Raw genomic sequence first — 23,692 nt, 5'->3', positions numbered from 1 at the left:
CCGACGCAACGGCCGAAGAGGTCTCGCGGCGCGCTCGTTTCTGCCACGATGCCGATTGGGCGGGGCCCAGAGCAGCCGGATGAACGTCTGCCCTCCCGTCGGACCGATTCGCCTAAGACCAGTGGGAGAGTCACGGTGTACTTCGCCGCACTGCTCGCGCGCACCGAAGACGGGTGGGAAGCGAGCGACACGGAGCTCGACGATGTGGAAACCCTGTCCGACCTGACGGATCTGGCTCGTGAGGCCTCGGTGGACGAGGACACGGTCATCGTCTACATCGAGCAGGAGGGCGCCTGGTTCGGCGTCGTCCGGGTGGACGGTGAGGAGGACCCCCGTATCTACGTCTCGGACGCGTCCGCCGCCGCCCGCTCCTCGTACGGGGAGATCCTGCTCACCGATGAACTGCTCGGCCGCGAACCGGGGGCCGAGGACGAGATCGCCGCACTCGAGGAGCTCGTCGGCCTCGACGGTACGGAGGACGGAGATCCGGACGAGGGCCCGAGGGACGGCGCCGACACCGATGCCACCGAACCCGATCCGGACCACGACCCCGACGCCGTACCGGCGGGGCCGCTCGGCGAAGTCGGGGTCCTCGCCGACCTCGGCCTGTCCGAGAAGGTTCTGCTGACCCTGCGCACCGACGCTCTGGTGGAGATCGCGGACGCGCTCGGAGCGGCCGAGGTGCTGGAGGCCGTCCGTTAGGGTCCGCGGGTGAACGCACGACCGCCCACACCCCAGTCACCGCCTTCCCCCGATCCCGTACGGGACCCGTGGCAGGCACCCATGCGCCGGGCCCTGGACGAGGCCGCGCAGGCGGCGTCGGCCGGCGATGTGCCGGTCGGCGCCGTCGTACTGGGCCCTGACGGAGCGCTGCTCGCCGTCGGCCACAACGAGCGCGAGGCGACCCACGACCCGACGGCCCACGCCGAGGTGCTCGCCCTGCGCCGGGCCGCCGCCGCCCTCGGCTCCTGGCGGCTGACCGGCTGCACGCTGGTCGTCACCCTGGAGCCCTGCACGATGTGCGCGGGCGCGCTCGTCCAGTCGCGGATCGGCCGGGTGGTCTACGGGGCACGGGACGAGAAGGCCGGTGCCGCCGGTTCGCTCTGGGACGTCGTACGTGACCGCAGGCTCAACCATCGCCCCGAGGTGATCCACGGCGTCCTCGAGGACCTCTGCGCGGACCTGCTGACGGCGTTCTTCCGGGAACGCTGAGGCCCTGTCCGGGCGCTCCGGCCCGTCTGCGGGATACGGATTTCGAACCAGGGCCCGGCATGGTCTAAGCTCTCTCTCGGTAGCGTGTCCGAGCGGCCGAAGGAGCTCGCCTCGAAAGCGAGTGTGGGGAAACTCACCGAGGGTTCAAATCCCTCCGCTACCGCAGATGGATGAAGGGGCAGACCCGAAAGGGTCTGCCCCTTCTCTGCGTTCCGGGCCGGTCCGCGGTCTGTTCGGACCAGCGGCAAATAATTTTGCAGGATGTGCATCTTTGCCTACTATGCACGATGTGGCGAAGACGACGACATCCGTACCCGGGCTGCGGGAGCGCAAGAAGCAGGCCACGCGCCGGGCCATCGCCGAAGCGGCCGTGCGGCTCGCCGCCGAACACGGTGTCGAGAACGTCACCGTCGAAGCGATCAGTGAGGCTGCCGGGGTCTCACCCAGGACGTTCTTCAACTACTTCCCCAGCCATGACGACGCGTTCGTCATGGTCGACGACGAGGTGGGCGAGCGGATCAGGGAGTCCGTGCGCCGTGCCCCCGCGGACCGGCCGCCGCTCGACGTCGTACGAGACGCCCTCGTCGCCGAACTCGACGGATTCGAGGCACGCAAGGAGCTGTGGACCCTGCAGTGCAAGGTGCTCCAGCGCTCGCCCCACCTCATCCACCGCGGTCTGAAGGCGCACGTGGCGGAAGAGCGGGCCCTCGCCGTCGCCATCACCGACTGGCTCGACGCCACCCGCCCCGGCGCGACCGGGCCGCCCGGGGCCGACGTCTTCCCCCAGCTCCTCGCCGCCGTCACCCAGACCGCCCTGCGGGTCGCCATCGAGCACTGGTGCGACCGCCCTGGCGAGACCGTGCTGGCGGAGGTCTTCAGGGACGTCTTCGCCCAGTTGTCGCAAGGCCTCCCCCGGCCGTAGGCGCAACCCCCGCGCACCACCGATCCTGTTGCTGCTCCAGTACCGAAGAAGGACACCGTGACCGCTACCGAGGCGCCTGAGCAGGCGCCCACCTCCATGTCGAACAAGCAGATACTCCAAGCGATGTCCGGCCTGATGGCAGGCATGTTCGTCGCCATCCTCGCGGGTACGGTCGTCGCCAACGCCCTGCCGAGGATCATCGCCGACCTCGGCGCGAGCCAGTCCTCGTACACCTGGGTCGTGACCTCCGAGCTGCTCGCCATGACGGCCACCGTGCCGCTGTGGGGCAAGCTCGCCGACCTGTTCAACCAGAAGCTGCTGCTCCAGCTCTCGCTCGGCATGTTCGTGGTCGGCTCCCTCGTGGCCGGCTTCTCGCAGGACGTCGTGACACTGATCATCAGCCGCGTCATCCAGGGCATCGGCGCCGGTGGTCTGACGGCGCTGGCCCAGATCGTCATGGCCGCCATCATCCCGCCGCGCCGGCTCGGCAAGTACGCCGGGATCTTCGGTGCGGTCTTCGCCGTGGGCACGGTCGCCGGTCCGCTGATCGGTGGTGTCCTCGTGGACACCTCGTGGCTCGGCTGGCGCTGGTGCTTCTTCATCGGCGTACCGTTCGCACTGGCCGGGATCGTGCTGCTCCAGCGCACCCTGAAGCTGCCGACCGTGCGCCGTCAGGTCAGGATCGACTGGCTGGGTGCCTTCCTGATCGTGGCCGGCGTCTGCGCGCTGCTCATCTGGACGTCCCTCGCGGGCAACAGCTTCGACTGGGCATCCTGGCAGACGGTCGTTCTGGTGACCGTCGGCGTGCTGCTCCTGGTGGCGGCGGTCTTCGTCGAGTCCAGGGCCGCGGAGCCGATCATCCCGCTGGACATCTTCCGCAACCGCACGGTGACGCTCACGACCCTGGCGAGCTTCTTCGTCGGTATCGCGATGTTCGCCGGGACCGTGTTCCTCTCCCAGTACTTCCAGATCTCTCTGGGCAAGACCCCGACCGTCGCGGGGCTCATGAGCCTTCCGCTGATCGGCGGTCTGCTGGTGTCCTCGACGGTCGCCGGACAGATCATCTCCGCGACGGGCAAGTGGAAGGTCTACCTCGTCTCGGGCGCCGTCGTGATGACGGCCGGCCTCGGTCTGCTCTCGACCATCGACGCCGACACGCACTTCGGTCTGCTCAGCGTCTACATGGCGTTCATGGGCATCGGCGTCGGCATGCTGATGCAGAACCTCGTGCTCGCCGCGCAGAACGACGTTCCCGCGCACGAACTCGGTGCCGCCACCTCCGTGCTGTCCTTCTTCCGCAGCCTCGGTGGCACCATCGGCACCAGCGTGCTCGGCGCGATCCTCGCCAACCGGGTGGCCAGTGAGATGACCAAGGGCCTCGCGGAGAACGGGATCCCGGCGACCGGCGGCGGCCACGGCAGCGCCGTGCCCGACATGACCAAGCTGCCCGAGCCGATGAAGAACATCGTCGAGCACGCGTACGGCGTCGCGACCGGCGACCTCTTCCTCATCGCCACCCCGTTCGCCTTCCTGGGACTCGTCGCGGTGCTCTTCATCAAGGAGAAGCCCCTCAAGACGACGAGCGGCATGGAACGCCTCGCCGCCGAGGACGCCGCCGTGGTCACGGCCGTGACCGTCCCGTCGCCGCGCAACGGTGCCGCAGCCGGCGTCGAGGACGCCGCTCCCGGCCCGGTCGGCCTGAAGAAGGACTGACCCGCACGGACGGACGACCGAAGGGCCCGGCGATGCGCCGGGCCCTTCGGTCGTCAGGTCGGGGGAAGCGGCATCGGGGGGACAAGCCGCTTCCCCCGGTGAGAACGGGCGCCGTAGGCCCTCGCCGCGGTCGGGGGGAAGTCACGCGGTGGGGACCTCGTGGAGGTCCCGTTCCTCGGCCCGCGCAATCCTGCCTGCGCGACGGGCCCGCTCCCCATCCTCCTCCCCGGCGTATGCCGCGGCCGCTGACAAAGGGCCCGAATCAGCAGGTCCTTCGACCCTAAAAGCGTCATCAGTGATCGGAAACGGCCAGCCTGTACGGCCATGTGTACGGCTAGACTCACCCGACTGCACAGGTGATCGAAGGGGAGGGACCGGGGCCGTGGCGCAAGCAAGGAAGATCGCGCTCTACATGATTGTGGTCTTCGTGCTGTACACGATCATCACCTCTCCCAAGCGGAGCGCCGACCTCGTCCAAATAGGGTTCGAGGGTATTTCGAGCGCCGCCGAGAGCGTCGGAGACTTCATGTCCGAGCTCGTGAACTAGGGGAACCCCATGATCCGCCACCTGGTCCTGTTCAAGCTGAACGAAGGCGTCGAGCGCGACGACCCGCGGGTCGTCGCGGGCGCGGAGGCCTTCCGGGAGCTCGGCGGGAAGATCCCCGAGCTGACGTTCTGGGAGTGCGCCTGGAACGTGACCGACCGGCCGATCGCCTACGACTTCGCCATCAACTCGGCGGTCGCCGACGAGGACGCGCTCAAGCGGTACATCGAGCACCCCGAGCACCAGGCGGCGGCCGGCCAGTGGCGCGCGTTCGCCACTTGGGTGATCGCCGACTACCCCTTCTGACTCTTTCGGGCCTCCGGTCCCGCCGGCCCCTCCCGTACAGGAGAGGGGCTTTTCGGCATGTTTAAACCAAATACCCTTCAACACGACTCCATGCGGTGCTTGCACACAGTGGACATGTCTTGTGATGCTATGACCGCTTTTGACGGATGAGTTGACCGTAGTTGACCGCAAAGGGGTGGCGACACCGTGCCGGCCAGTACAGCGCCTCAAGTCCCGCCCCAGAACGTCCAGACGGACGACGTCCAGACCGAGACACCCGACCCCGCGGCGCCCACCAGAACCCGGGGCGCGGACACCAGGGCACTGACCCAGGTGCTGTTCGGGAGGCTCAAGGACCTCGACCCCGGCACCGCGGAGCACCACAGGGTGCGCACCGCGCTGATCGAGGCGAACCTGCCGCTCGTGCGGTACGCGGCGGCCCGCTTCCGGAGCCGCAACGAGCCGATGGAGGACGTGGTCCAGGTCGGCACCATCGGCCTGATCAACGCCATCGACCGCTTCGACCCGGAGCGCGGCGTGCAGTTCCCCACGTTCGCCATGCCCACCGTGGTCGGCGAGATCAAACGCTACTTCCGGGACAACGTACGGACCGTGCACGTCCCGCGGCGGCTGCACGAACTCTGGGTCCAGGTCACCGGGGCCACGGAGGACCTGACGACCGCACACGGGCGTTCACCGACCACCGCCGAGATCGCCGAGCTCCTGAAGATCTCCGAGGACGAGGTGCTCGCCTGCATCGAGGCGGGCCGCTCGTACCACGCGACCTCACTGGAGGCCGCCCAGGAGGGTGACGGGCTGCCAGGACTGCTCGACCGGCTCGGCTACGAGGACCCGGCGCTCGCCGGGGTCGAGCACCGCGACCTGGTGCGGCACCTGCTCGTACAGCTGCCCGAGCGCGAACAGCGGATCCTGCTGCTGCGCTACTACAACAACCTGACGCAGTCACAGATCAGCGCCGAACTGGGCGTCTCCCAGATGCATGTGTCAAGGCTTCTGGCCAGAAGTTTCGCCCGACTTCGATCAGCAAACAGGATCGAAGCGTAACCGGAACGGGTAGACCCCTGGAAGGCCGGATCGGGGGGCGTAAAAGCCTCACACCCCCTGTTTCCTGCGCAGTTTCGGCGCTGACTTGTCGACATGTCACTACAGCGTGTTGCCGACATGTGACATTCTGCTGGAACCGCGTTTGCCGCAGCCCCACCTCCGGTATTCAGGTGGAGGCTGCGTTCCTCCGATGGTCGTGGCCACCGCGACCGTCCGCGACCTCAAGGGGGTGGCATGTCCACAGAACAGGGCAGCTCGAAGGTGCTCACGCTCACGAAGAGCGCGCCGGCACCCGCCGTGCTCACCAGCTCGCCGGAAGCCATCGACACCCGCACTCTGTCCCGCTCCCTGTTCCTGCGGCTCGCCGCGCTGGGTCCCGCCTCGGGCCCCGACGGAACGGACACCCCGGAGCGGGCCTATGTGCGGGACACACTCATCGAGCTCAACCTCCCGCTGGTGCGGTACGCGGCGGCGCGGTTCCGGAGCCGCAACGAACCCATGGAGGACATCGTCCAGGTGGGGACGATCGGCCTGATCAAGGCGATCGACCGCTTCGACTGCGAACGGGGCGTGGAGTTCCCCACGTTCGCGATGCCGACCGTCGTGGGGGAGATCAAGCGCTTCTTCCGCGACACCTCGTGGTCGGTGCGGGTCCCGCGCCGTCTCCAGGAGCTGCGGCTCGCCCTCACCAAGACCAGCGACGAGCTCGCCCAGAAGCTCGACCGCTCGCCGACGGTGCCGGAGCTGGCCAAGGCGCTCGGGGTCTCCGAGGAGGACGTGGTCGACGGCCTGGCCGTGGGCAACGCCTACACGGCCTCCTCGCTGGACTCACCGTCCCCCGAGGACGACGGCGGCGAGGGCTCGCTGGCGGACCGCCTGGGGTACGAGGACGCGGCACTGGAAGGCGTCGAGTACCGCGAGTCCCTGAAGCCGCTGCTGGCCAAGCTCGCCCCGCGCGAGCGGCAGATCATCATGCTGCGCTTCTTCGCCAACATGACGCAGTCGCAGATCGGTGAGGAGGTCGGCATCTCGCAGATGCACGTCTCCCGGCTGCTGACCCGGACGCTCACCCAGCTCAGGGAAGGGCTCATCGCCGACTGACCCCTCGGCGGGTCCGTACGGCGGCCACACCAGGGCTCACCGGCCGCCGGGGCAGGGCGGCACGACCGCCTCCCCGGCGGCCTCGCCCTGTCCGGGACGGTGTACGCCGCGCGGAAAAGCGAACGCTCCCGCGTCGACGTGTCGGCGCGGGAGCGGTGCGGGAAGGCGGCGCCCACGCGCACGTGGACGCCGGGCAGACCTCCGGGCCCCGACAGGGGCGACGGGGCCGGCCGGGGCGGGAACGGTCAGCCGAGCGCGAGCCAGGCGACCCCGCCGAGGACGAGGACCACCGCGACGATCGCGAAGATCACCCCGGTCTTCGGGCCGGACGAGGTCACGGCAGGCTGCTGCCTGCCCTGCGGCTCGCCGTCGTCGACGAACGCGCGGAACATCTGCGTGCTGCCCGCCGGGTCGTGAGTGCCCTCGGGGCCCGGCTGCGGGGCGTGGGGGTTGTGTGCCATGGCCCAGGACCCTAGCGAACGCAGGCCTTCCGCCCAACCCCCGGGTCCACAGGGGGCGATGCGCCTCCACCCCCCACACCGCCTCTCCACCCGTCCGCCGGAGCGCTCCGCACCGTCTTCACGCGCCCCCTCCCCGCCCTCACCTCGTGACGAGGAACACATCCACCGGGGCTCACCTGCCGTGCGCTGCGGGCTTGACCCGACGCCTACACAGCCTTTGGCGTTCCTTTACTTCTGCAAGTCCCATTTCGTTTGCCTGCGGCAACCAACTGCTTCTATCGTTGCCCTAAGCAACAAGATGACCCCGCGAGACGCATGGAGGGCCAGTGGCAGCACGGAGCCAGTACGAGGAACTGGCCCGGCAGCTCAGCGCCGTCGGAGCCGTCAAACGGGGCCTCGCCCGCATCCTGCCCGCCGAGTGTCCCGGGGGCTCGGCCACCGTGCTGACGCTACTGGCGAAGTACGGCGAGATGCGGATCACCCGGCTTGCCGAGCTCCTGTCCGTGAACATGTCGGTGACCAGCCGTCATGTGACCCACGCGGTGGAGAACGGCTGGGTCGAACGGCTTCCGGACCCGGAGGACAAGCGGTCCCGCATCCTGCGGCTGACCCCCGCGGGCAACGAACTGCTCGACGATCTGACCCGGCGGACAACCGAGATGTTCGCCCACAACCTCATCGACTGGTCCGACGACGAGGTCGGACAGCTCAACACGTTGTTGTCCCGGCTGCGCGACAGCTTCTCCTGCCGCGGCTCCGGAGGGTGCGTCCCCGGAAAGCACAGCGGCGACTGCCGCGTCGGGCACGCCGACGACGCACACACCCGTACACCCCTGTAACAGAAGCAAAGACAAGGAATTCAATGGCTACGACCACACCATCCGGTGTGCGGGGCGGCCACGCCAAGCACGGGGCTGCCGAAGCCCCCTCCGGCGCGCCGATGACACACCGGCAGATCATGGAAGCGCTGACCGGGCTGCTGCTCGGCATGTTCGTCGCGATCCTGTCGTCGACCGTGGTCTCCAACGCCCTGCCGGAGATCATCTCCGACCTCGGTGGCGGCCAGAGTGCCTACACCTGGGTCGTGACGGCCTCGCTCCTGGCCATGACGGCCACCACCCCGCTGTGGGGCAAGCTCGCGGACCTGTTCAGCAAGAAGCTGCTGGTCCAGATCGCCCTGCTCATCTACGTGGGCGGCTCCATAGTCGCCGGCCTGTCGACCAGCAGCGGCATGCTCATCATCTGCCGTGTGGTCCAGGGCATCGGCGTCGGCGGACTCTCCGCCCTCGCCCAGATCGTGATGGCCGCGATGATCTCCCCGCGCGAGCGCGGGCGCTACAGCGGCTACCTCGGCGCGGTCTTCGCCGTCGCCACCGTCGGCGGCCCGCTGCTCGGCGGCGTCATCACCGACACCAGCTGGATGGGCTGGCGCTGGTGCTTCTACGTGGGTGTCCCGTTCGCGATCATCGCCCTGATCGTGCTCCAGAAGACCCTGAAGCTCCCCGTGGTCAAGCGCGAGGGAGTCAAGATCGACTGGTCCGGCGCGTTCTTCATCAGCGCCGCGGTCTCGCTGCTGCTGCTCTGGGTGACCTTCGCGGGCGACAAGTACGACTGGGTCTCCTGGCAGACCTGGACGATGCTCGGCGGCACCGTCGTCCTCGCCGCGCTGTTCCTGCTGATCGAGTCCAAGGCTCGCGAACCGATCATCCCGCTGCGCCTCTTCCGTAACCGCACGATCACGCTGGCCTCGGCGGCCTCGCTGTTCGTCGGCATCGGGATGTTCGCGGGCACCGTCTTCTTCAGCCAGTACTTCCAGCTGGCGCGGGACAAGTCGCCGACGATGTCCGGCGTCATGACCATCCCGATGATCGCCGGACTGTTCCTGTCCTCGACCGTGTCGGGCCAGATCATCACCAAGACGGGCCGCTGGAAGGCCTGGCTCGTTTCCGGTGGCTTCCTGCTCACCGCGGGTCTCGGGTTCCTGGGCACCATCCGGTACGACACCGAGTACTGGCACATCGCGATCTTCATGTTCGTCATGGGCCTCGGCATCGGCATGATGATGCAGAACCTGGTGCTCGCCACGCAGAACCAGGTGGCTCCCGCCGACCTGGGCGCGGCCAGCTCCGTCGTGACGTTCTTCCGTTCCCTCGGTGGTGCGATCGGCGTCTCGGCGCTGGGCGCCGTCCTGGGCAACCGCGTGACCCACTACGTCAAGGACGGCCTCGCCGACCTCGGCCCCGAGGGCGCAGCCTTCGGCCACGGCGGTACGGGCGGCGGGGGCATCCCCGACCTGGACAAGCTCCCCGCCCCGTTCCGCACGGTCATGGAGGTCGCCTACGGCCACGGTGTCGCCGACGTCTTCCTGTACGCCGCGCCCGCCGCGCTGGTCGCCTTCGTCCTGACCCTCTTCATCAAGGAGGTCGCCCTGAAGACGAGGGCCGGCAACGACGACACCCCGGCCGAGGTGTCCGCCGCGACCGAGTCCGTCGAGGCCACCACCAAAACCGCGCTGATCGCCGAGGGAACGGCCGGGGTCACCTCGGTCGACACCTCCGACGAGACACCCGCCACCGGCCTGCCGGCCGTCCAGGGCACGCCCGTACGCGGTGTGGTGCGGGGCGCCGAGGGTGCACCCGTCGCCCGCGCCGCCGTCACGCTGATCTCGCTGGGCGGCCGGCAGCTGGGGCGCTCCGTCGCCCAGGCCGAGGGCGGCTACGTACTGGACGCGCCGGGCGCCGGCAGCTACGTCCTGATCGCCTCCGCCGACGGCTTCCAGCCGCAGGCGTCCACCGTGGTCGTCGGTGACGAGCCGCTGTCCTTCGACATCCTGCTCGCGGGTACGAGCGGTCTCGCCGGGACCGTGCGGACCGCCGAGGGCAGCGCCCCCGTCCGGGGAGCCATGGTCGTCGTGACCGATGTGCGCGGCGACGTGCTGGCCACGGGCGTCTCGGGTGACGCGGGTGACTTCACCTTCGGTGAGCTGATCCCCGGTTCGGTGACCGTCGCCGTCACGGCTGCGGGCTTCCGTCCGCTGGCCCTGCCGGTGGAGGTCGGCGGCCAGGGTGTCACCCGGGTCGACGTGGCCCTGCGGTCCGGTGCGCTGGTCAAGGGCGTCGTCAGGGCCGGCTCCGGCCGGGTGGCGCTGAACGACGCCCGGGTGACGCTGATCGACGCGGCGGGCAACGTGGTCGCCACGTCGACGACCGGGGAGGACGGCGTGTACGCCTTCACCGACCTGGACGCAGGTGAGTACTCCGTGATCGCGACCGGCTACCCGCCGGTGGCCGGCTCGCTGACCGTGAGCGGCGGCGGAGTCGACGGTCACGACATCGAGCTCGCCCACCCGGGCAGCTGAGAACCGGAAGATTCACAAAGACCCCTGGCGGTACAGCGCTTCGAGCGGAGAGGCTGTGGCCGTCGGCGGAAATGGGCCCCGGGGCGGGAACGGCAGGCAGGGGACGGCCTGCCGGTCCCGCCCCGGGGCCCGACTCATCGAGTCGCGGCTTCACGAGTGATTTGAGCAAGGAGAGAACACGGGATGGGACTTCGCGCACAGGTACGCACGCGGGACGGCTGGGCGGTCCAGCACGCGGTCGTGACCGTGACCGACATGACGGGCACCCAGGTGCTCCGGGCCGCAGCCGACGAGAACGGGGCGGTCCGCACCGAGGGCCTGCTGCAGGCCGGCGCGTACACGGTCATCGTCACGGCGGTGGGTTACGCCCCCGCCGCGTCCACCGCACTCGTCACGGCCAGCGGCCGGGTCGAGGCCGGCGCCGTGGTGCTGGCCCGTCAGGGCGGCGTGGAACTTCCGCCTCCGGGCACCTGGTCGCTGGACCCGGTCCACTCCTCGGTGGCGGCGGTCGCACAGCACCTCGGGATCTCCAGCGTGCACGGCCGGTTCACGGAATTCGGCGGCCGCATCCAGATCGCCGAGAACGTCCAGCACTCCCGGGTGGACGCGTTCATCGCCTCCTCCAGCATCGACACGGGCAACGCCATGCGGGACAAGCACCTGCGCTCGGCGGACTTCCTGGACGTGGACACGTTCCCGGAGCTCACCTACCGCTCCCGTGCGCTGACCCCGGCAGGACCCGACCGCTGGACGGTGCACGGCGTGCTCACCATGCACGGCATCGCGCGGGACGTCGACCTCGACCTCAGCTACCTGGGCACCGGCCCCGACCCGTGGGGCGGGGTGCGCGCCGCCTTCCACGCCTCGGCGGAGCTTCGTCGTGACGACTTCGCCATGAACTACAACCAGGTGCTGCAGGCCGGTATCTCCGCGATCGGCACGACCCTGCGGGTGGAACTCGACATCCAGGCGGTCCAGGGCGACTCCGTCCCCGGCTGAGACCGGCCGCAGGCCCTGGGGGGTGCCGGCGTCCCGCCCGGGCGTACGGCGGGACTCCGCGGACACCCCCTAGGGTTGGCCGTATGGCACCCAACATCGCGACCAACACCGCAGTGGAGCTCGGGGAACTGCTGGACTTCGTGCGGCCCAGGCACCGGGCGATCCTGCTCACCACCCGGGCCGACGGCAGGCCCCAGGGCTCGCCGCTCACCTGCGGCGTCGACGACGCCGGACGGATCGTCGTCTCGACATACCCCGAACGGGCCAAGACCCGTAACGCCAAGCGGGACGAGCGGGTGAGCGTGATCGTCCTGTCGGACGACTGGAACGGGCCGTGGGTCCAGGTCGACGGTTCGGCCGAGGTGATCGACTCGCCGGACTCGGTCGAGCCCCTCGTCGAGTACTTCCGCAACATCTCCGGCGAGCACCCGGACTGGGACGAGTACCGGGCGGCGATGCTCAAGCAGGGGAAGTCCATCATCCGGATCACTCCGGAGCGCTGGAGCCCTGTGGCCACCGGGGGCTTCCCCGCCCACCTGGCAGCCGGCAGCTGACCGTACCGATGAAGCCGCCCCACCCGGACTCGCTCGCGCGGGCCCGACTGCTCGCCTCCCCTTCCGTGGGCCCCGCCGTGATCCACGAGCTGGAACGGATCACCGGCCGGCTGGCCGGGCCCGCGCACGCCGAGGAGCCCGACGGGCCGTTCCTGTACGTGGGGGACACGCTGCCCGAAGCGCTGCGGACCACGCGGCTCCTGTGGTTCCACAGCGTCAACGCGGGCACGGACGCGCTGCTCGCCGCAGGGCCCTGGCCCGAAGGGGCCCTGCTGACGCGGACCGTGGGGCGGATGGGCGAGCGGATCGCCCAGTACACGCTGGCCTGGGTCCTCTCCGAGTGCCAGTCCGTGCCGGAGCACACCGCGCAGCACGCCAGGTCCGAGTGGCGCCGCCTCCCGTCCGAGCTCGCCGCCGGGCAGACCGCCGTCGTGCACGGAACGGGTCGCATCGGCTCCGAGGTCGCGGGACTGCTGCGGGCCTGTTCCGTGCGCACGGTCGGGGTGAGTCGCACCCCCCGTGCCGGGGCGGCGGGCTTCGACCGGATGGTCCGGGCCGGGTCGCGGGAGGAGACCTCGGCACTCGCGGACGCCCGGTGGGTGGTTTCCGCACTTCCCCTGACCGGCGCCACTGAGCACTTCTTCGGCGCGGCCAGGTTCGGCGCGATGCGGGGCGCCACCTTCGTCAACGTGGGCCGTGGCGCGACCGTGGACATGGCGGCACTGGAGACCGCACTGCACAGCGGTTCGGTGAGCCGCGCCGTACTCGACGTACTGCCCGACGAACCCGCCGCGCCCGGTGACCGCGTCTGGCGGCTGCCGCGCACGGTGATCACGTCGCACTCGGCGGGCATCACGGCCGAGGAGGACGTCGTCGCCGACTTCGAGGCCTGCTGGGAGGCGGTGGCCGGGGGGCGTACGCCCCCGCTGGCCGTGGACACCCGGCGCGGCTACTGAGGCGACCGGCGCACGCGGTCCAGGGGGGGGGCGCGCCGCTTACGGGTGGCGCGCCGCGCGGGCGCACATCGCCTCGACGCCCGCGATCAGGAGGTCCAGCGCGAACACGAAGTCCCGCTCCCGCATCTCCTCCACCGTGTCCCCGCCGCGCGCGTCCATCAGGCTCTCCGAGGGCTCCATGAGCCGTTGGAACTCGGGGTCCGCGCGGATCGTGCCCATCGCCCGCCGGAAGTACTCGTCCTGGCTGAGTCCGGCCTCCACCGTGCGCTGCACGAAGTGGCCTTCGACCGCCCCGAAGCCGTACACGAACTGGAAGACGGCCGACATCGCCCCCGTGCGGTTCCCGGGCGGCAGTCCGGTGGCCCGGATGACGTCCTGGACGGCGTACGAGAACAGCATCGAGTGCGGTCCGATGTTCAGGAAGCCGCCGATCAGCGTCGACACCCAGGGGTGGCGGACCAGCATCCTGCGGTAGCTGGTGGCCAGTTCACGGAGCCGGTCCCGCCAGTCGGCGTCCTCGGGTGCGGCCGGGATCTCGCCGAAGACCGTGTCCAGGGCGAGTTCCAGCAGGTCGTCCTTGGTGTCGACGTACCAGTAGAGGGACATCGCCGTGACGTCGAGCTCGGCTGCGAGGCGCCGCATGGAGAACTTCGCGAGGCCGTCGGCGTCCAGCAGCCTGACGGTCGCCGCCGTGATCCTGTCGCGGTCGAGGCCGGCCGGCTGATCCGCCTTGCGGGTGCGCGAGGGTGTCCGCCGGTCCAGCCACACACTGACCCGGGACGGGTTGTTCACACGGTCTGCCGCGGACCCCATGGCGCACGCTCCTCGTCTTGCGGTGGCACTCCTGCGTACCGGCACCCCCGTCCGATGCTATGCCCGTCACCTGGGCCTCTCAGGACTTCTCCGTTCGCTCCGCCCTCCGCAGCAGGACCGCGGCCAGCAGTCCGCCGGCCAGGACGGCTGCCGCGCCGACCAGTTGGCTGGTCCCCAGACCCGAGGCGAAGGCGTCGGTGATGCGCTCGCGGTCCGCCGCTCCGTCCGCGGCGGCGAGCGCGGCGGGCAGTGAGGCGGCCCCGACGGCACCCGGAACGAGCGCGGCGAAGCGGGAGTTGAGTACGGCGCCGAGCACGGCGACCCCGAGCCCGTTGCCGAACTCGGCGAGTGTGCCGTTCACCCCGGCTCCCACACCCGCCTTCTCCGGCGGGATGGCACTCATGATCGCGTTGGCCATCGCGGGCATGGCGAGCGCGACGCCCGCCCCCATCACGACCAGGCCGAGCAGCATCCCGCCGTAGTCCCGCCCGCCGAGCAGGGCGATCGCCCCGAGCCCGGCGGCCAGCAGGCTCATCCCCGTGGCGATGACGGCCGGCGTCCCCATCCTCACCACGAGCCGGGCACCGAGCCCCGTGAGGTTGAGCGCGACGACGGTGAGGGCGAGCGGAGCCGTGCGCAGCCCGGCCTCCAGCGGCTCGTAGCCGAGGACGAACTGGAGGTGCTGGGTCAGGAGGAAGAGCGAACCCGTCATCCCGAAGGCGACGAGGATCGTGCCCGCGACCGCGCCGGTGAACCTCTGGTTGCGGAAGAAGTGCATGTCCAGCATGGGGTGCGGGACATGCAGCTCCCACAGGACGAAACCGGTGAGGACCGCGACCCCGGCGAAGGCGGTCAGCAGCACCGGACCGGACCCCCAGCCGTGCTCCGGGCCGGAGATGATCGCGTACACGACGGAGGTCATGCCGAGGGTGGACAGCAGCGCGCCCACCAGGTCGGGGCGGTCGCCGCTGGGGTTCTTCGTCTCCGGTACGAGCCTGAGGACCGCGATGAGGCCGATGACCGCCACGGGGATGTTGATCAGGAAGATCGCGCCCCACCAGAAGTGGTTGAGCATCGCCCCGCCGATCAGCGGACCGGCCGCGAAGCCCAGGGAGTTGACGGTGGACCAGATGCCGATCGCCTTGACGCGCTCGGTGTCGTCGAAGATCTGCACCACCACCGCGAGGGTGGTCGTCATCAGCAGGGCTCCTCCGACGCCCATGCCCGCGCGGGCGGCGATCAGCTGTCCGGAGGACTGGGCGAGACCCGCTGCCAGCGAACCGACGCCGAACAGCGCGAGACCCGTGACCAGCATCTTCTTTCGGCCGTAGCGGTCGGCGGAACTGCCCGCGGTGAGCACGAGGCCTGCCTGGACCAGCGCGTAGGCGTTGATCATCCACTGCACGTCCGCGGTGGAGGCGTGGAGATCGGCGGTGAGGGAGGGGATCGCGACGTTCAGGACGGTGTTGTCGAGCAGCACGGTGAGCTGGGCGAGGCAGATGACTCCGAGGATCAGCCAGCGCCGGGCGTGGCCGGTCCGGGGTGCGAGGTCGTTCTCCTCGGCGGCGGTCGCCGTCATGCGAACTCCTGGTTCCGGTGCACTCGTACGGTGTGTGGAGCGGGTCGCCATACAGCGTATGGCACTTCCTGTACGCCGTACAACGCAATAGCGGAACCGCTCCCCGGCACGGCAGGGCGGTGGCCCCGGAGCCGTACCGCTCCGGGGCCACCGCCCTGCCGTGCGCTCTGTCGCCGCCGCCCCTACGCCGACGCTCCGTCCCCGCGGTTCAGCTCTTCGGCCGGGTGAGGTCGTAGAAGGTCGCGCTCCCCGCGGTGACCTCCTTGAAGTTCTCCTCCACCCACGCCGAGATCTGTGACGAGGTGCCCTCGCCGCCCATGCCGCCGCCCGTACCGCCGGAGACGAGGTAGTGGATCCTGCCGTCCTCCACGTACTCCTTGAACTGCGCGAGCGTCGGGGACGGGTCGCTGCCGTTGAATCCGCCGATCGCCATCACCGGGGCACCGGTGGCGAGCTGGTAACTCGCGGCGTTCTGCGAACCGACGGCCGCGGCGGTCCAGGTGTAGGCGTCGGCATCCTGCTTCAGCAGCGTCTCGGCCTCGGAGTCGACCGAGGCTCCGCCGAGCAGACCGCCCATGCCGCCGCCACCGCCCTCACCGGCGCCGCCGGGCATACCGCCCTGCTGACCGCCGGGAGCCCGGCCCTGGCCCTGTTGACCCTGGCCAGGTGTCCCGCCGCCCGGGAAGCCGCCGGCCTGCGCGTTGCCCTGCGTGTTGCCCGGTGCCTGACCGCCGCCCTGCCGCGTGCCCTGGCCGGGGGGCCGCATACCGCCGCCCTCACCACCGCCGGGACCGCCGCCCCGGCCCCCGCCGGGCCCGCCGGGCCCGCCCATGCTCGAGCCAGACGGACCCGCGGTGACGATCGAGCCCTGGTGCCCGGTGTTCAGCGTGCTGACCGTGTACGCCGCCGGGCCGGCCAGCGAGGCGGCGAGACCGAGGCCCACCACGCCGAGCACCAGCACCCGGCCCAGTCGCGCCGCGCACAGCAGCCCCAGCGCGCCGACGAGACCGCCGATCAACACGGCCCAGCGCAGCCACGGAAAGTAGTCCGGCGTGCGCCCCAGCAGGACGTACGACCATACGGCCGTCACCGCGACGGTCGCTCCGAGCGTCGCGCCCGCCCACCACCTGCCCCGTTCCTCCCAGAGGACCGTTACGCCCATGCCCGCCAGCGCCGCGACGTAGGGCGCCAGGGCCACCGTGTAGTACTGGTGGAAGATGCCGGCCATGAAGCTGAAGACGAAGGCCGTCATCAGCAGCGGCCCGCCCCAGGCGAGGAACGCGGCACGGGCCGTGTCGGTCCGCTTCGCCCGCCAGGTCAGCCAGATGCCCGCGGCCAGCAGGATCAGCGCGGCGGGCAGCAGCCACGAGATCTGGCCGCCGATCTCGGAGTTGAACATCCGGCCGACACCGGTCTCACCCCAGCCGCCGCCCTGGCCCCCACCGCCGACGCTTCCGGTCTCCTCGCCGTTGATCCGGCCGAGTCCGTTGTAGCCGAAGGTGAGTTCCAGGAACGAGTTGTTCTGCGATCCGCCGATGTACGGGCGCGAGGAGGCGGGCCACAGCTCGACCATCGCCACCCACCAGCCGCCGGACACGGTCAGCGCCACCGCGGCCAGCCCCAGCTGGCCGAACCGCTTCCGTACGGGGACCGGCGCGAACACCGCGTACAGCACGGCGAGGGGCGGCAGGATCAGGAAGGCCTGCAGCGTCTTCGAGAGGAACGCGAGGCCCACCGCCACGCCGGCCCAGACCAGCCACTTCGTCCGGCCGCCCTCCAGGGCACGCAGGACGCAGTAGACGGTGACGGTCATCAGGAGCGCGAGCAGCGCGTCCGGATTGTTGAAGCGGAACATCAGCGCGGCCACCGGCGTCAGCGCGAAGACCGCCATCGTGATCAGCCCGGCGGCTGCGCTGAAGCGCCGGCGCACGGCCGCGTACAGGACGCCTGCCGTGGCGACGCCCATCAGCACCTGGGGCGCGAGGATCGCCCAGGAGCTCAGGCCGAAGATCCGCACCGACAGGGCCATCGGCCAGAGCGTGGCCGGGGGCTTGTCGACGGTGATCGCGTTGGCGGAGTCCAGCGAGCCGAAGAAGAAGGCCTTCCAGCTCTGGCTCCCGGCCTGAACCGCCGCGGAGTAGAACGAGTTGGCGTACCCGGAAGCGCTCAGGTTCCACAGGTACGCGAACGCGATGACCAGCAGCAGACCGAGGAAGGCGGGCCTGGCCCAGCGCGGGTCCTCGGGCCTGCCCCGGCGGATGCGCCGCGCCAACGGCTCCCGCCCGCACGCGGCGTGCGCGGGCGCACCCGGGGTGTCGGGCGGGGCCTGGTGGTGGTCCGGGTGCGTGGCGGCGGCGGTCATCGGACGTTCCTCAGTTCGTGTGCGGCACCCGTGCGGGGGTCCTGGTGATCGGTGCGCCGGTCGGGGAAGACCCAGGCGCGGAAGAGCAGAAACCGCAGCACCGTCGCCGCGAGGTTGGCCGCGATCAGCACGGCGAGTTCCGTGCCGTGCGACGCCGATCCGGACGCCGTGCCCAGCGCGGCGAGCGAACCGCTGGTGAGGGCGAGCCCGATCGCGAAGACGACGAGCCCCTGCGCCTGGTGGCGCACGGCGCCGCCCCGGCCGCGTACCCCGAAGGTGAGCCTCCGGTTCGCCGCCGTGTTGGCGACGGCGGACACGAGGAGGGCCGCCGCGTTGGCGAGCTGCGGGCCGACGCCCCATCGGAAGAGGGAGTACAGGGCGAGGTAGACGAGGGTGGACAGTGCGCCCACGACACAGAAGCCGACCAGTTGCCGGGCGAGTCCGCGCGGCACCCCGGGCACGGCCCGGTCGCGCGGATCGTCGCCGAAGGGCCGTGCGAGCCGGTCCAGGGGCAGCGCCCCGGTGGCCAGGGCCCGGCCCACCCGCCAGACCCCCTTGAGGTCCTCGGTCGCGGTCCTCACGATGTGCACGGTGGAGTCGGGGTCGTCGACCCAGTCGACCGGCACCTCGTGGATCCGCAGCCCGGCCCGCTCGGCGAGCACCAGCATCTCGGTGTCGAAGAACCAGCCGGTGTCCTCGACCATGGGCAGCAGCCGCTGCGCGACCTCTCGCCGTATGGCCTTGAAGCCGCACTGTGCGTCACTGAACCGCGCGGCCAGCGAGGACCGCAGGATCAGGTTGTAGGCCCGCGAGATGAACTCCCGCTTCGAGCCCCGCACCACCCGCGAACTGCGGGCCAGCCGTGAGCCGATGGCGAGGTCGGAGTGCCCGGAGATCAGCGGGGCGACCAGCGGGAGCAGGGCGTTCAGGTCGGTCGAGAGGTCCACGTCCATGTAGGCGAGGACCGGGGAGTCGGAGTGGGACCAGACCGTTCGCAGCGCCCGCCCCCGGCCCTTCTCCTCCAGCCGGTACGACCGCACCTCGGGAATGAGGTCCGCGAGCCGCGCCGCCACCTGGGGCGTACGGTCGGTGCTCGCGTTGTCCGCCACGGTGATCCGGAAACCGTAGGGGAACGTCCGCGCCAGGTGGTCGTGCAGGCGCAGCACACACGTTTCGAGGTCCTTCTCCTCGTTGAACACGGGGATCACCACATCGAGTACGGGAGCGCCGACCGCTGCGGCCACGAGATGGTCCCGGGCCGGCAGGGTGCTCCAGGGAGTGTCGGTTCGCATGACATCGACACTCGCCAACCGCGCTGTCACATCCGTGTGCTGAGCCTGTGGTCCGCCTGTGAGTGCGTCACGGGAGCGTGGGGGACGGGAGCAGGAGCGCCGGACCGCGCCGGACGATCGCCGCCGGGGGTGTGGTCCGCACCGGCCGGGGAGGTGCTCCCGGCTCCGGTGCTCCCGGCTCCGTTCTCCCGGTCTCCCGCGTGCACCGCGTCCGCCGGCAGGTGGACGGCGAACACCGTGTCGCCCGGCACCGACCGCACCTCGGCCACGCCGCCGTGCGCGGCCACGACGGCTTGAACGATGGCGAGGCCGAGCCCCGTCGACCCGGCGTGCCGGGAGCGCGAGGCGTCGCCACGGGCGAACCTCTCGAAGACACGCGGCTGCAGGTCGGCCGGGATGCCGGGCCCGTTGTCCTGGACCTCCAGCGTCACCCAGGGGACCTCCCTGCTCGCCTGCCGCACGCGGACCGTGACGGTTGTTCCAGACGGTGTGTGCGTACGGGCGTTCGCCAGCAGGTTGACCAGAACCTGCTGGAACCTCGTCGGATCGGCGCGCACCGTCGCGGGCACTTCGGGGAGCTCGAGCCGCCAGTGATGCGTGGCCCCCGGGGCACCGCCGGGGGTGCGGTCCGCGGCGCGGGCGTCGCTCACCGCGTCGATGACCAGTGGCGAGAGGTCGGTGCTCTCGTACGAGAGCGGCCGTCCGGCGTCGAGACGTGCCAGGAGGAGCAGGTCCTCGACCATGCCCGTCATCCGCTCCGCCTCGGACTCGATCCGTCCCAGGGCGTGCCGGGTGTCGGGTCCGGCGTTCTCCCGGCCCCGGCGGGTCAGTTCGGCGTACCCGCGGATCGAGGCGAGCGGTGTGCGCAGCTCGTGGCTGGCGTCCGCGACGAACTGCCGAACCCGCGTCTCGCTCTTCTGCCGCGCCTCCAGGGCCGAACCGACGTGTCCGAGCATCCGGTTGAGGGCCGCGCCGACCTGGCCGACCTCGGTACGCGGATCCGCCTCGGCCTCCGGGACCCGTTCGAGCAGGGCTACCTCGCCGCTGTGCAGCGGGAGTTCGGAGACCCGGGTCGCGGTGGCCGCCACCCTGCGCAGCGGTCGCAGGGCGACGCCGACCATGGCGGCGCCCGCGATCCCGGCGGCGATGAGCCCGGCGCCGGTGACGCAGACCTCGACGAGGACGAGAGTGGTGACGGCCTTGTCCACCTCCGCCGTGGGGATGCCGACCAGGACGGACGTACCGCCGCTCGCCGGGACGACCTGCACGCGGTGACTGCCGAGCCCCGGAAGGTCGACGTCATGGGGTTCGCCGTCCGGGGTCACCCCCGAGGCTTCGAGGGCCTCCTCCTGCGCGTCCGACAACTCCTCGGTGCTCTGCCGGGCGTTCGGACCGTTCATCACCTTCGAGGCGGTGACGGAACCGTCGGTCACCACGGCACCGAACGTGTCGGGGCCGCCCCTGCCGACGAAGTCCAGCGGATCCTGGCTCTCCGGGCCACCCGGTGTGATCTTGCCTCCGCCTGGTGGACGGCCCTCGGCCAGTCTGGTGATGTCGCGCAGCTGGCCGTCCAGCTTCCCGTACATGTAGCTCTGGAACGCGATCGCGGTGACCGAACCGATCACGGCGGCGACGACCGCGATGAGCGTGACCGCGTACACGACGAGCCGGGTCCGCAGCGTCCAGGGGCGGTGTGCGCTCCTCCTGCTCACGCGGCTACTCCCCGGGCTTGATCAGGTACCCGGCCCCGCGACGGGTGTGGATCATCGGGGTGCGCCCCGCGTCGATCTTCTTGCGCAGGTAGGAGATGTACAGCTCGACGACGTTGGCCTGGCCGCCGAAGTCGTAGTTCCAGACCCGGTCGAGTATCTGTGCCTTGCTCAGCACCCGGCGCGGGTTGCGCATCAGGAAACGCAGCAGCTCGAACTCGGTCGCCGTGAGGTGGATCGAGTGGTCGCCCCGGCTCACCTCGTGGCTGTCCTCGTCCAGCACCAGATCACCCACGACGAGCGTCGACTCACTGCGGACCGCCGCCGTGCCGGAGCGGCGGATCAGTCCGCGCAGCCGCGCCACGACCTCCTCCAGGCTGAACGGCTTGGTGACGTAGTCGTCGCCGCCCGCCGTGAGCCCGGCGATCCGGTCCTCCACCGCGTCACGCGCGGTCAGGAACAGCACCGGTACGTCGGAGATCTCGCGCCGCAGCCGGCCCAGCACGGCCAGCCCGTCCATGTCGGGGAGCATCACGTCGAGGATCACCGCGTCGGGGCGGAAGTCGCGTGCCGTACGGACGGCGCCCGCACCGTCCCCGGCACTGCGCACCTCCCACCCCTCGTAGCGCAGGGCCATCGAGAGCAGCTCGGCGAGCGGAGCCTCGTCGTCCACGACCAGTACGCGGACGGGGCTGTGGTCGGGCCTGAGGAGTTCTGTACGCCCCTGGGGCGAGGTCGTCGTCATGGCCTCAAGCCTGTGAGACGGCCGTGAGAATGAGCTTTCGCCTACCTGTGAATTTCCTGAGAAACGCGTCGGAGGGCCCTCATGCCTGGCGGAACAGCTCGCTCGCGTTCCCGTGGCAGACCGCCCGCAGCCACGTGTCGCCCAGGCCGAGCCGTTCCAGGGCGTGCAGCTGATGGGCGTACGGATACGGGATGTTCGGAAAGTCCGTGCCGAGCAGTATCCGGTCCCCCAGATCGGCGAGGCGACCGCGCTCACCCGCCGGGAACGGTGCGAGGCCCTCGGTGAAGTCCGTGAACGTCATCGTCGTGTCGAGCCGCACCCCGGGGTAGGCCGCCGCCAACTCCAGGAACTCCCCGTACTCCGGCATCCCCATGTGCGCCACCACCAGCTTCAGCCGGGGATGGCGGGACAGCAGCCGTCCGATCGGTTCGGGGCCCGTGTACGCGCCGGGAGCCGGCCCGGAACCGCAGTGCGTCACCACCGGGACACCTGCCTCCGCCAAGAGCCCCCACACGGGCTCCAGCAGCGGATCGTTCGGGTCGTAGCCACCCACCTGGAGATGGGCCTTGAAGACACGCGCGCCTGCCTCGACCGCCTCGCGCACATACCGCTCCGCGCCCTCCTCCGGGAAGAACGTCGCGGTGTGCAGACAGTCGGGCACCCGGGCCGCGAACGCCTCGGCCCAGCCGTTGAGCCATCCCGCCATGCCGGGCTTGTGCGGGTAGAGCATCGAGGTGAACCGGAGCACGCCGAACGAGCGGAGCAACGCGAGGCGCTCGTCCTCGTCCCGCCGGTAGGTGATCGGCCACTCCAGCCCGGTCAGCGGTCCCGCGGCGTCGAAGTACGCCCACACCTTGCTGAGCACCCGCTCCGGCATGAAGTGCGTGTGGACGTCGATGATCCCGGGCAGCCCGAGCCGCTGCCAGAACCGCACGACGTCGTCACGGTCACGGTCGTCGCTGCTCATCCGCCCCACCTGCCTCGCGTCACCCGGAACGATCTCCGGTGACGATGTCAGAACAGCCCGTCCTGCACCCCACCGGCCCCCACGGCCGCGACCGGCACGCTCAGCCCCGCCCGCGCGTCGGCGCCCACCAGGTCCCAGCCGGTGACCAGCCGCGTGTCCAGCACGACGATCCCGTTGTCGGCGGTCTCCAGATGCAGGTCGGGCCCGGCCGCCGCCACCAGTCTCCCGGCCACCGCACCGCCGCCCACCAGCTCCGTCACCACGCCCGCCGCGGGCCCCGCTCCGTCGAGCCCGAACACCCCGGCGTGGTCGACCGCCTCGAACGGCAGCCGCTCCAGCGCCTCGGGCCACCCGGCGCCCTCCAGCGCCGCCGCCCGCCCGTACAGCGCTTCGATCTCGGCGGCCCGTTCCGCCGGCCCAGGCAGCACGTCCCGCGCGGCACGCTTGCGCCCGTACGGGATCCGGTCGGGCACCCCGAGCGCCGAGCGCAGCAGTTCCTCCGTACGCCGCGCGGCCATCAGCGGCCCACGCCCCAGCCAGCTGAAGACCACGGCACCCTGCTCCCGCAGCCGGGCGGCCTCCCGTGCCTCACCGGTGATCCCGACCTTGACCATGCCCGGACCGAACCAGGCCAGATAGACGCGGTACGTCCGCGGGTCGTCGGCGATCGTGTCGGCGGCCACCGAGTGCGCCCGGTCCAGCCGCGCGCACTCCGCGCACCGCGCCCCCGTGCTCCGTGCGGGCACCGCAGCCGCGACCGGGCACGGGTTCCCGCGCGCGCCCAGGCAGGTCCGCTCCGCCCCGGCCCGGAACCCGAGCTCCCTGCCGTACGCGAGGACGCTCGCCCGCCCCCGCCCGGACCCGTCGCTCCGCGCCCAGCCGAGCACGGGCTCACCGTGGGGCCAGCGCAGCCCGGTACACCGCCAGCCACCCATGCCGCCCCTCTCAGCTCGCGCCACGAGACGCGTGGAGACCCTAACGGACGAGGACTTCCGGCCGACGCCACGCCATCACAGACGCGGCCACGTCGCGGGGCGAACTTTTTCTAGAATGAA

General features: G+C 70.8%; 22 protein-coding genes and 1 tRNA gene. 14 read left to right on the top strand and 9 right to left on the bottom strand.

What is annotated here, in order from left to right; all coding sequences use genetic code 11:
- Positions 1–135 precede the first annotated feature (135 nt).
- The 9 genes from JOC24_RS07025 to JOC24_RS06985 all read left to right on the top strand — a co-directional run bounded on the left by JOC24_RS07025 (position 136) and on the right by JOC24_RS06985 (position 6,842).
- Positions 136–702: a tRNA adenosine deaminase-associated protein gene (locus tag JOC24_RS07025; RefSeq protein ID WP_205019222.1), complete on the top strand. Its 567-nt coding sequence runs from the start codon at positions 136–138 to the stop codon at positions 700–702.
- An 81-nt stretch (positions 703–783) separates the two neighbouring features.
- The gene (tadA, locus tag JOC24_RS07020) at positions 784–1,212 is read left to right on the top strand and encodes a tRNA adenosine(34) deaminase TadA (RefSeq protein WP_205019349.1); all 429 of its coding nucleotides are present in this window, start codon (positions 784–786) and stop codon (positions 1,210–1,212) included.
- A 78-nt stretch (positions 1,213–1,290) separates the two neighbouring features.
- Positions 1,291–1,375: transfer RNA gene (locus JOC24_RS07015), tRNA-Ser, on the top strand.
- A 117-nt stretch (positions 1,376–1,492) separates the two neighbouring features.
- Complete coding sequence (locus tag JOC24_RS07010) at positions 1,493–2,134, top strand: TetR family transcriptional regulator (RefSeq protein WP_205019221.1); 642 nt, start codon at positions 1,493–1,495, stop codon at positions 2,132–2,134.
- A gap of 96 nt (positions 2,135–2,230) precedes the next feature.
- A complete protein-coding gene (locus JOC24_RS07005) occupies positions 2,231–3,847 on the top strand; it encodes an MDR family MFS transporter (RefSeq protein ID WP_205019348.1) in 1,617 nt (538 codons plus the stop codon).
- Positions 3,848–4,229: 382 nt separating this feature from the next.
- A complete protein-coding gene (locus tag JOC24_RS07000; protein WP_205019220.1) occupies positions 4,230–4,394 on the top strand; it encodes a hypothetical protein in 165 nt (54 codons plus the stop codon).
- A gap of 9 nt (positions 4,395–4,403) precedes the next feature.
- Positions 4,404–4,697: a Dabb family protein gene (locus tag JOC24_RS06995; RefSeq protein WP_205019219.1), complete on the top strand. Its 294-nt coding sequence runs from the start codon at positions 4,404–4,406 to the stop codon at positions 4,695–4,697.
- Between the two features lie 186 nt (positions 4,698–4,883).
- Positions 4,884–5,741 carry an RNA polymerase sigma factor SigF gene (locus JOC24_RS06990; protein ID WP_205019218.1) on the top strand — a complete coding sequence of 286 codons (858 nt, stop codon included), beginning with the start codon at positions 4,884–4,886 and terminating at the stop codon, positions 5,739–5,741.
- A gap of 234 nt (positions 5,742–5,975) precedes the next feature.
- A complete protein-coding gene (locus JOC24_RS06985; protein ID WP_205019217.1) occupies positions 5,976–6,842 on the top strand; it encodes an RNA polymerase sigma factor SigF in 867 nt (288 codons plus the stop codon).
- A gap of 245 nt (positions 6,843–7,087) precedes the next feature.
- Here the strand turns inward: JOC24_RS06985 and JOC24_RS06980 are convergent, their stop codons facing one another.
- Positions 7,088–7,303 carry a hypothetical protein gene (locus JOC24_RS06980; RefSeq protein WP_205019216.1) on the bottom strand — a complete coding sequence of 72 codons (216 nt, stop codon included), beginning with the start codon at positions 7,301–7,303 and terminating at the stop codon, positions 7,088–7,090.
- A 326-nt stretch (positions 7,304–7,629) separates the two neighbouring features.
- Here JOC24_RS06980 and JOC24_RS06975 point away from each other — a divergent pair, with 326 nt between their 5' ends.
- The 5 genes from JOC24_RS06975 to JOC24_RS06955 all read left to right on the top strand — a co-directional run bounded on the left by JOC24_RS06975 (position 7,630) and on the right by JOC24_RS06955 (position 13,170).
- Positions 7,630–8,142 carry a MarR family winged helix-turn-helix transcriptional regulator gene (locus JOC24_RS06975; protein ID WP_205019215.1) on the top strand — a complete coding sequence of 171 codons (513 nt, stop codon included), beginning with the start codon at positions 7,630–7,632 and terminating at the stop codon, positions 8,140–8,142.
- A 23-nt stretch (positions 8,143–8,165) separates the two neighbouring features.
- Positions 8,166–10,661: an MFS transporter gene (locus JOC24_RS06970; protein ID WP_205019214.1), complete on the top strand. Its 2,496-nt coding sequence runs from the start codon at positions 8,166–8,168 to the stop codon at positions 10,659–10,661.
- Between the two features lie 183 nt (positions 10,662–10,844).
- Positions 10,845–11,660: a YceI family protein gene (locus JOC24_RS06965; RefSeq protein WP_205019213.1), complete on the top strand. Its 816-nt coding sequence runs from the start codon at positions 10,845–10,847 to the stop codon at positions 11,658–11,660.
- Between the two features lie 83 nt (positions 11,661–11,743).
- Positions 11,744–12,214: a PPOX class F420-dependent oxidoreductase gene (locus JOC24_RS06960; RefSeq protein ID WP_205019212.1), complete on the top strand. Its 471-nt coding sequence runs from the start codon at positions 11,744–11,746 to the stop codon at positions 12,212–12,214.
- 8 nt (positions 12,215–12,222) lie between these two features.
- Complete coding sequence (locus JOC24_RS06955) at positions 12,223–13,170, top strand: NAD(P)-dependent oxidoreductase (RefSeq protein WP_205019211.1); 948 nt, start codon at positions 12,223–12,225, stop codon at positions 13,168–13,170.
- A gap of 39 nt (positions 13,171–13,209) precedes the next feature.
- Here the strand turns inward: JOC24_RS06955 and JOC24_RS06950 are convergent, their stop codons facing one another.
- From JOC24_RS06950 to JOC24_RS06915, 8 genes are all read right to left on the bottom strand, one after another.
- Positions 13,210–13,983 carry a TetR/AcrR family transcriptional regulator gene (locus JOC24_RS06950; protein WP_205019210.1) on the bottom strand — a complete coding sequence of 258 codons (774 nt, stop codon included), beginning with the start codon at positions 13,981–13,983 and terminating at the stop codon, positions 13,210–13,212.
- 79 nt (positions 13,984–14,062) lie between these two features.
- Positions 14,063–15,562, bottom strand: coding sequence for an MFS transporter (locus tag JOC24_RS06945; RefSeq protein WP_205019209.1), 1,500 nt, complete (start codon positions 15,560–15,562; stop codon positions 14,063–14,065).
- A gap of 208 nt (positions 15,563–15,770) precedes the next feature.
- Positions 15,771–17,924, bottom strand: coding sequence for an ArnT family glycosyltransferase (locus JOC24_RS06940; protein ID WP_205019208.1), 2,154 nt, complete (start codon positions 17,922–17,924; stop codon positions 15,771–15,773).
- On the bottom strand, positions 17,921–19,216 hold the full coding sequence (locus tag JOC24_RS06935) for a bifunctional glycosyltransferase family 2/GtrA family protein (protein WP_205019207.1): 1,296 nt from the start codon (positions 19,214–19,216) through the stop codon (positions 17,921–17,923). The genes JOC24_RS06940 and JOC24_RS06935 overlap by 4 nt, the downstream gene beginning before the upstream one ends.
- 26 nt (positions 19,217–19,242) lie before the next feature.
- Entirely contained in the window at positions 19,243–20,928 is a 1,686-nt protein-coding gene (locus JOC24_RS06930) for a HAMP domain-containing sensor histidine kinase (protein WP_205019206.1), read from the bottom strand.
- 4 nt (positions 20,929–20,932) lie between these two features.
- A complete protein-coding gene (locus tag JOC24_RS06925; protein WP_205019205.1) occupies positions 20,933–21,670 on the bottom strand; it encodes a response regulator transcription factor in 738 nt (245 codons plus the stop codon).
- 79 nt (positions 21,671–21,749) lie between these two features.
- Entirely contained in the window at positions 21,750–22,637 is an 888-nt protein-coding gene (locus JOC24_RS06920) for an amidohydrolase family protein (RefSeq protein ID WP_205019204.1), read from the bottom strand.
- A 47-nt stretch (positions 22,638–22,684) separates the two neighbouring features.
- On the bottom strand, positions 22,685–23,572 hold the full coding sequence (locus tag JOC24_RS06915; protein ID WP_205019203.1) for a DUF2797 domain-containing protein: 888 nt from the start codon (positions 23,570–23,572) through the stop codon (positions 22,685–22,687).
- Positions 23,573–23,692 lie beyond the last annotated feature (120 nt).

The sequence above is a fragment of the Streptomyces sp. HB132 genome (assembly GCF_016909575.1).
Lineage (GTDB): Bacteria > Actinomycetota > Actinomycetes > Streptomycetales > Streptomycetaceae > Streptomyces.
The sequence above is the reverse complement of the archived record's forward strand: the minus strand, read 5'-3'. Positions and strand labels throughout refer to the sequence as shown.

Coding starts and splice junctions, on each gene's coding strand:
- tadA (WP_205019349.1), top strand. CDS start 784: ATGCGCCGGGCCCTGGACGAGGCCGCGCAGGCGGCGTCGGCCGGCGAT.
- JOC24_RS07010 (WP_205019221.1), top strand. CDS start 1,493: ATGCACGATGTGGCGAAGACGACGACATCCGTACCCGGGCTGCGGGAG.
- JOC24_RS07005 (WP_205019348.1), top strand. CDS start 2,231: ATGTCGAACAAGCAGATACTCCAAGCGATGTCCGGCCTGATGGCAGGC.
- JOC24_RS06995 (WP_205019219.1), top strand. CDS start 4,404: ATGATCCGCCACCTGGTCCTGTTCAAGCTGAACGAAGGCGTCGAGCGC.
- JOC24_RS06985 (WP_205019217.1), top strand. CDS start 5,976: ATGTCCACAGAACAGGGCAGCTCGAAGGTGCTCACGCTCACGAAGAGC.
- JOC24_RS06980 (WP_205019216.1), bottom strand. CDS start 7,303: ATGGCACACAACCCCCACGCCCCGCAGCCGGGCCCCGAGGGCACTCAC.
- JOC24_RS06970 (WP_205019214.1), top strand. CDS start 8,166: ATGGCTACGACCACACCATCCGGTGTGCGGGGCGGCCACGCCAAGCAC.
- JOC24_RS06965 (WP_205019213.1), top strand. CDS start 10,845: ATGGGACTTCGCGCACAGGTACGCACGCGGGACGGCTGGGCGGTCCAG.
- JOC24_RS06960 (WP_205019212.1), top strand. CDS start 11,744: ATGGCACCCAACATCGCGACCAACACCGCAGTGGAGCTCGGGGAACTG.
- JOC24_RS06955 (WP_205019211.1), top strand. CDS start 12,223: ATGAAGCCGCCCCACCCGGACTCGCTCGCGCGGGCCCGACTGCTCGCC.
- JOC24_RS06950 (WP_205019210.1), bottom strand. CDS start 13,983: ATGGGGTCCGCGGCAGACCGTGTGAACAACCCGTCCCGGGTCAGTGTG.
- JOC24_RS06945 (WP_205019209.1), bottom strand. CDS start 15,562: ATGACGGCGACCGCCGCCGAGGAGAACGACCTCGCACCCCGGACCGGC.
- JOC24_RS06940 (WP_205019208.1), bottom strand. CDS start 17,924: ATGACCGCCGCCGCCACGCACCCGGACCACCACCAGGCCCCGCCCGAC.
- JOC24_RS06935 (WP_205019207.1), bottom strand. CDS start 19,216: ATGCGAACCGACACTCCCTGGAGCACCCTGCCGGCCCGGGACCATCTC.
- JOC24_RS06925 (WP_205019205.1), bottom strand. CDS start 21,670: ATGACGACGACCTCGCCCCAGGGGCGTACAGAACTCCTCAGGCCCGAC.
- JOC24_RS06920 (WP_205019204.1), bottom strand. CDS start 22,637: ATGAGCAGCGACGACCGTGACCGTGACGACGTCGTGCGGTTCTGGCAG.
- JOC24_RS06915 (WP_205019203.1), bottom strand. CDS start 23,572: ATGGGTGGCTGGCGGTGTACCGGGCTGCGCTGGCCCCACGGTGAGCCC.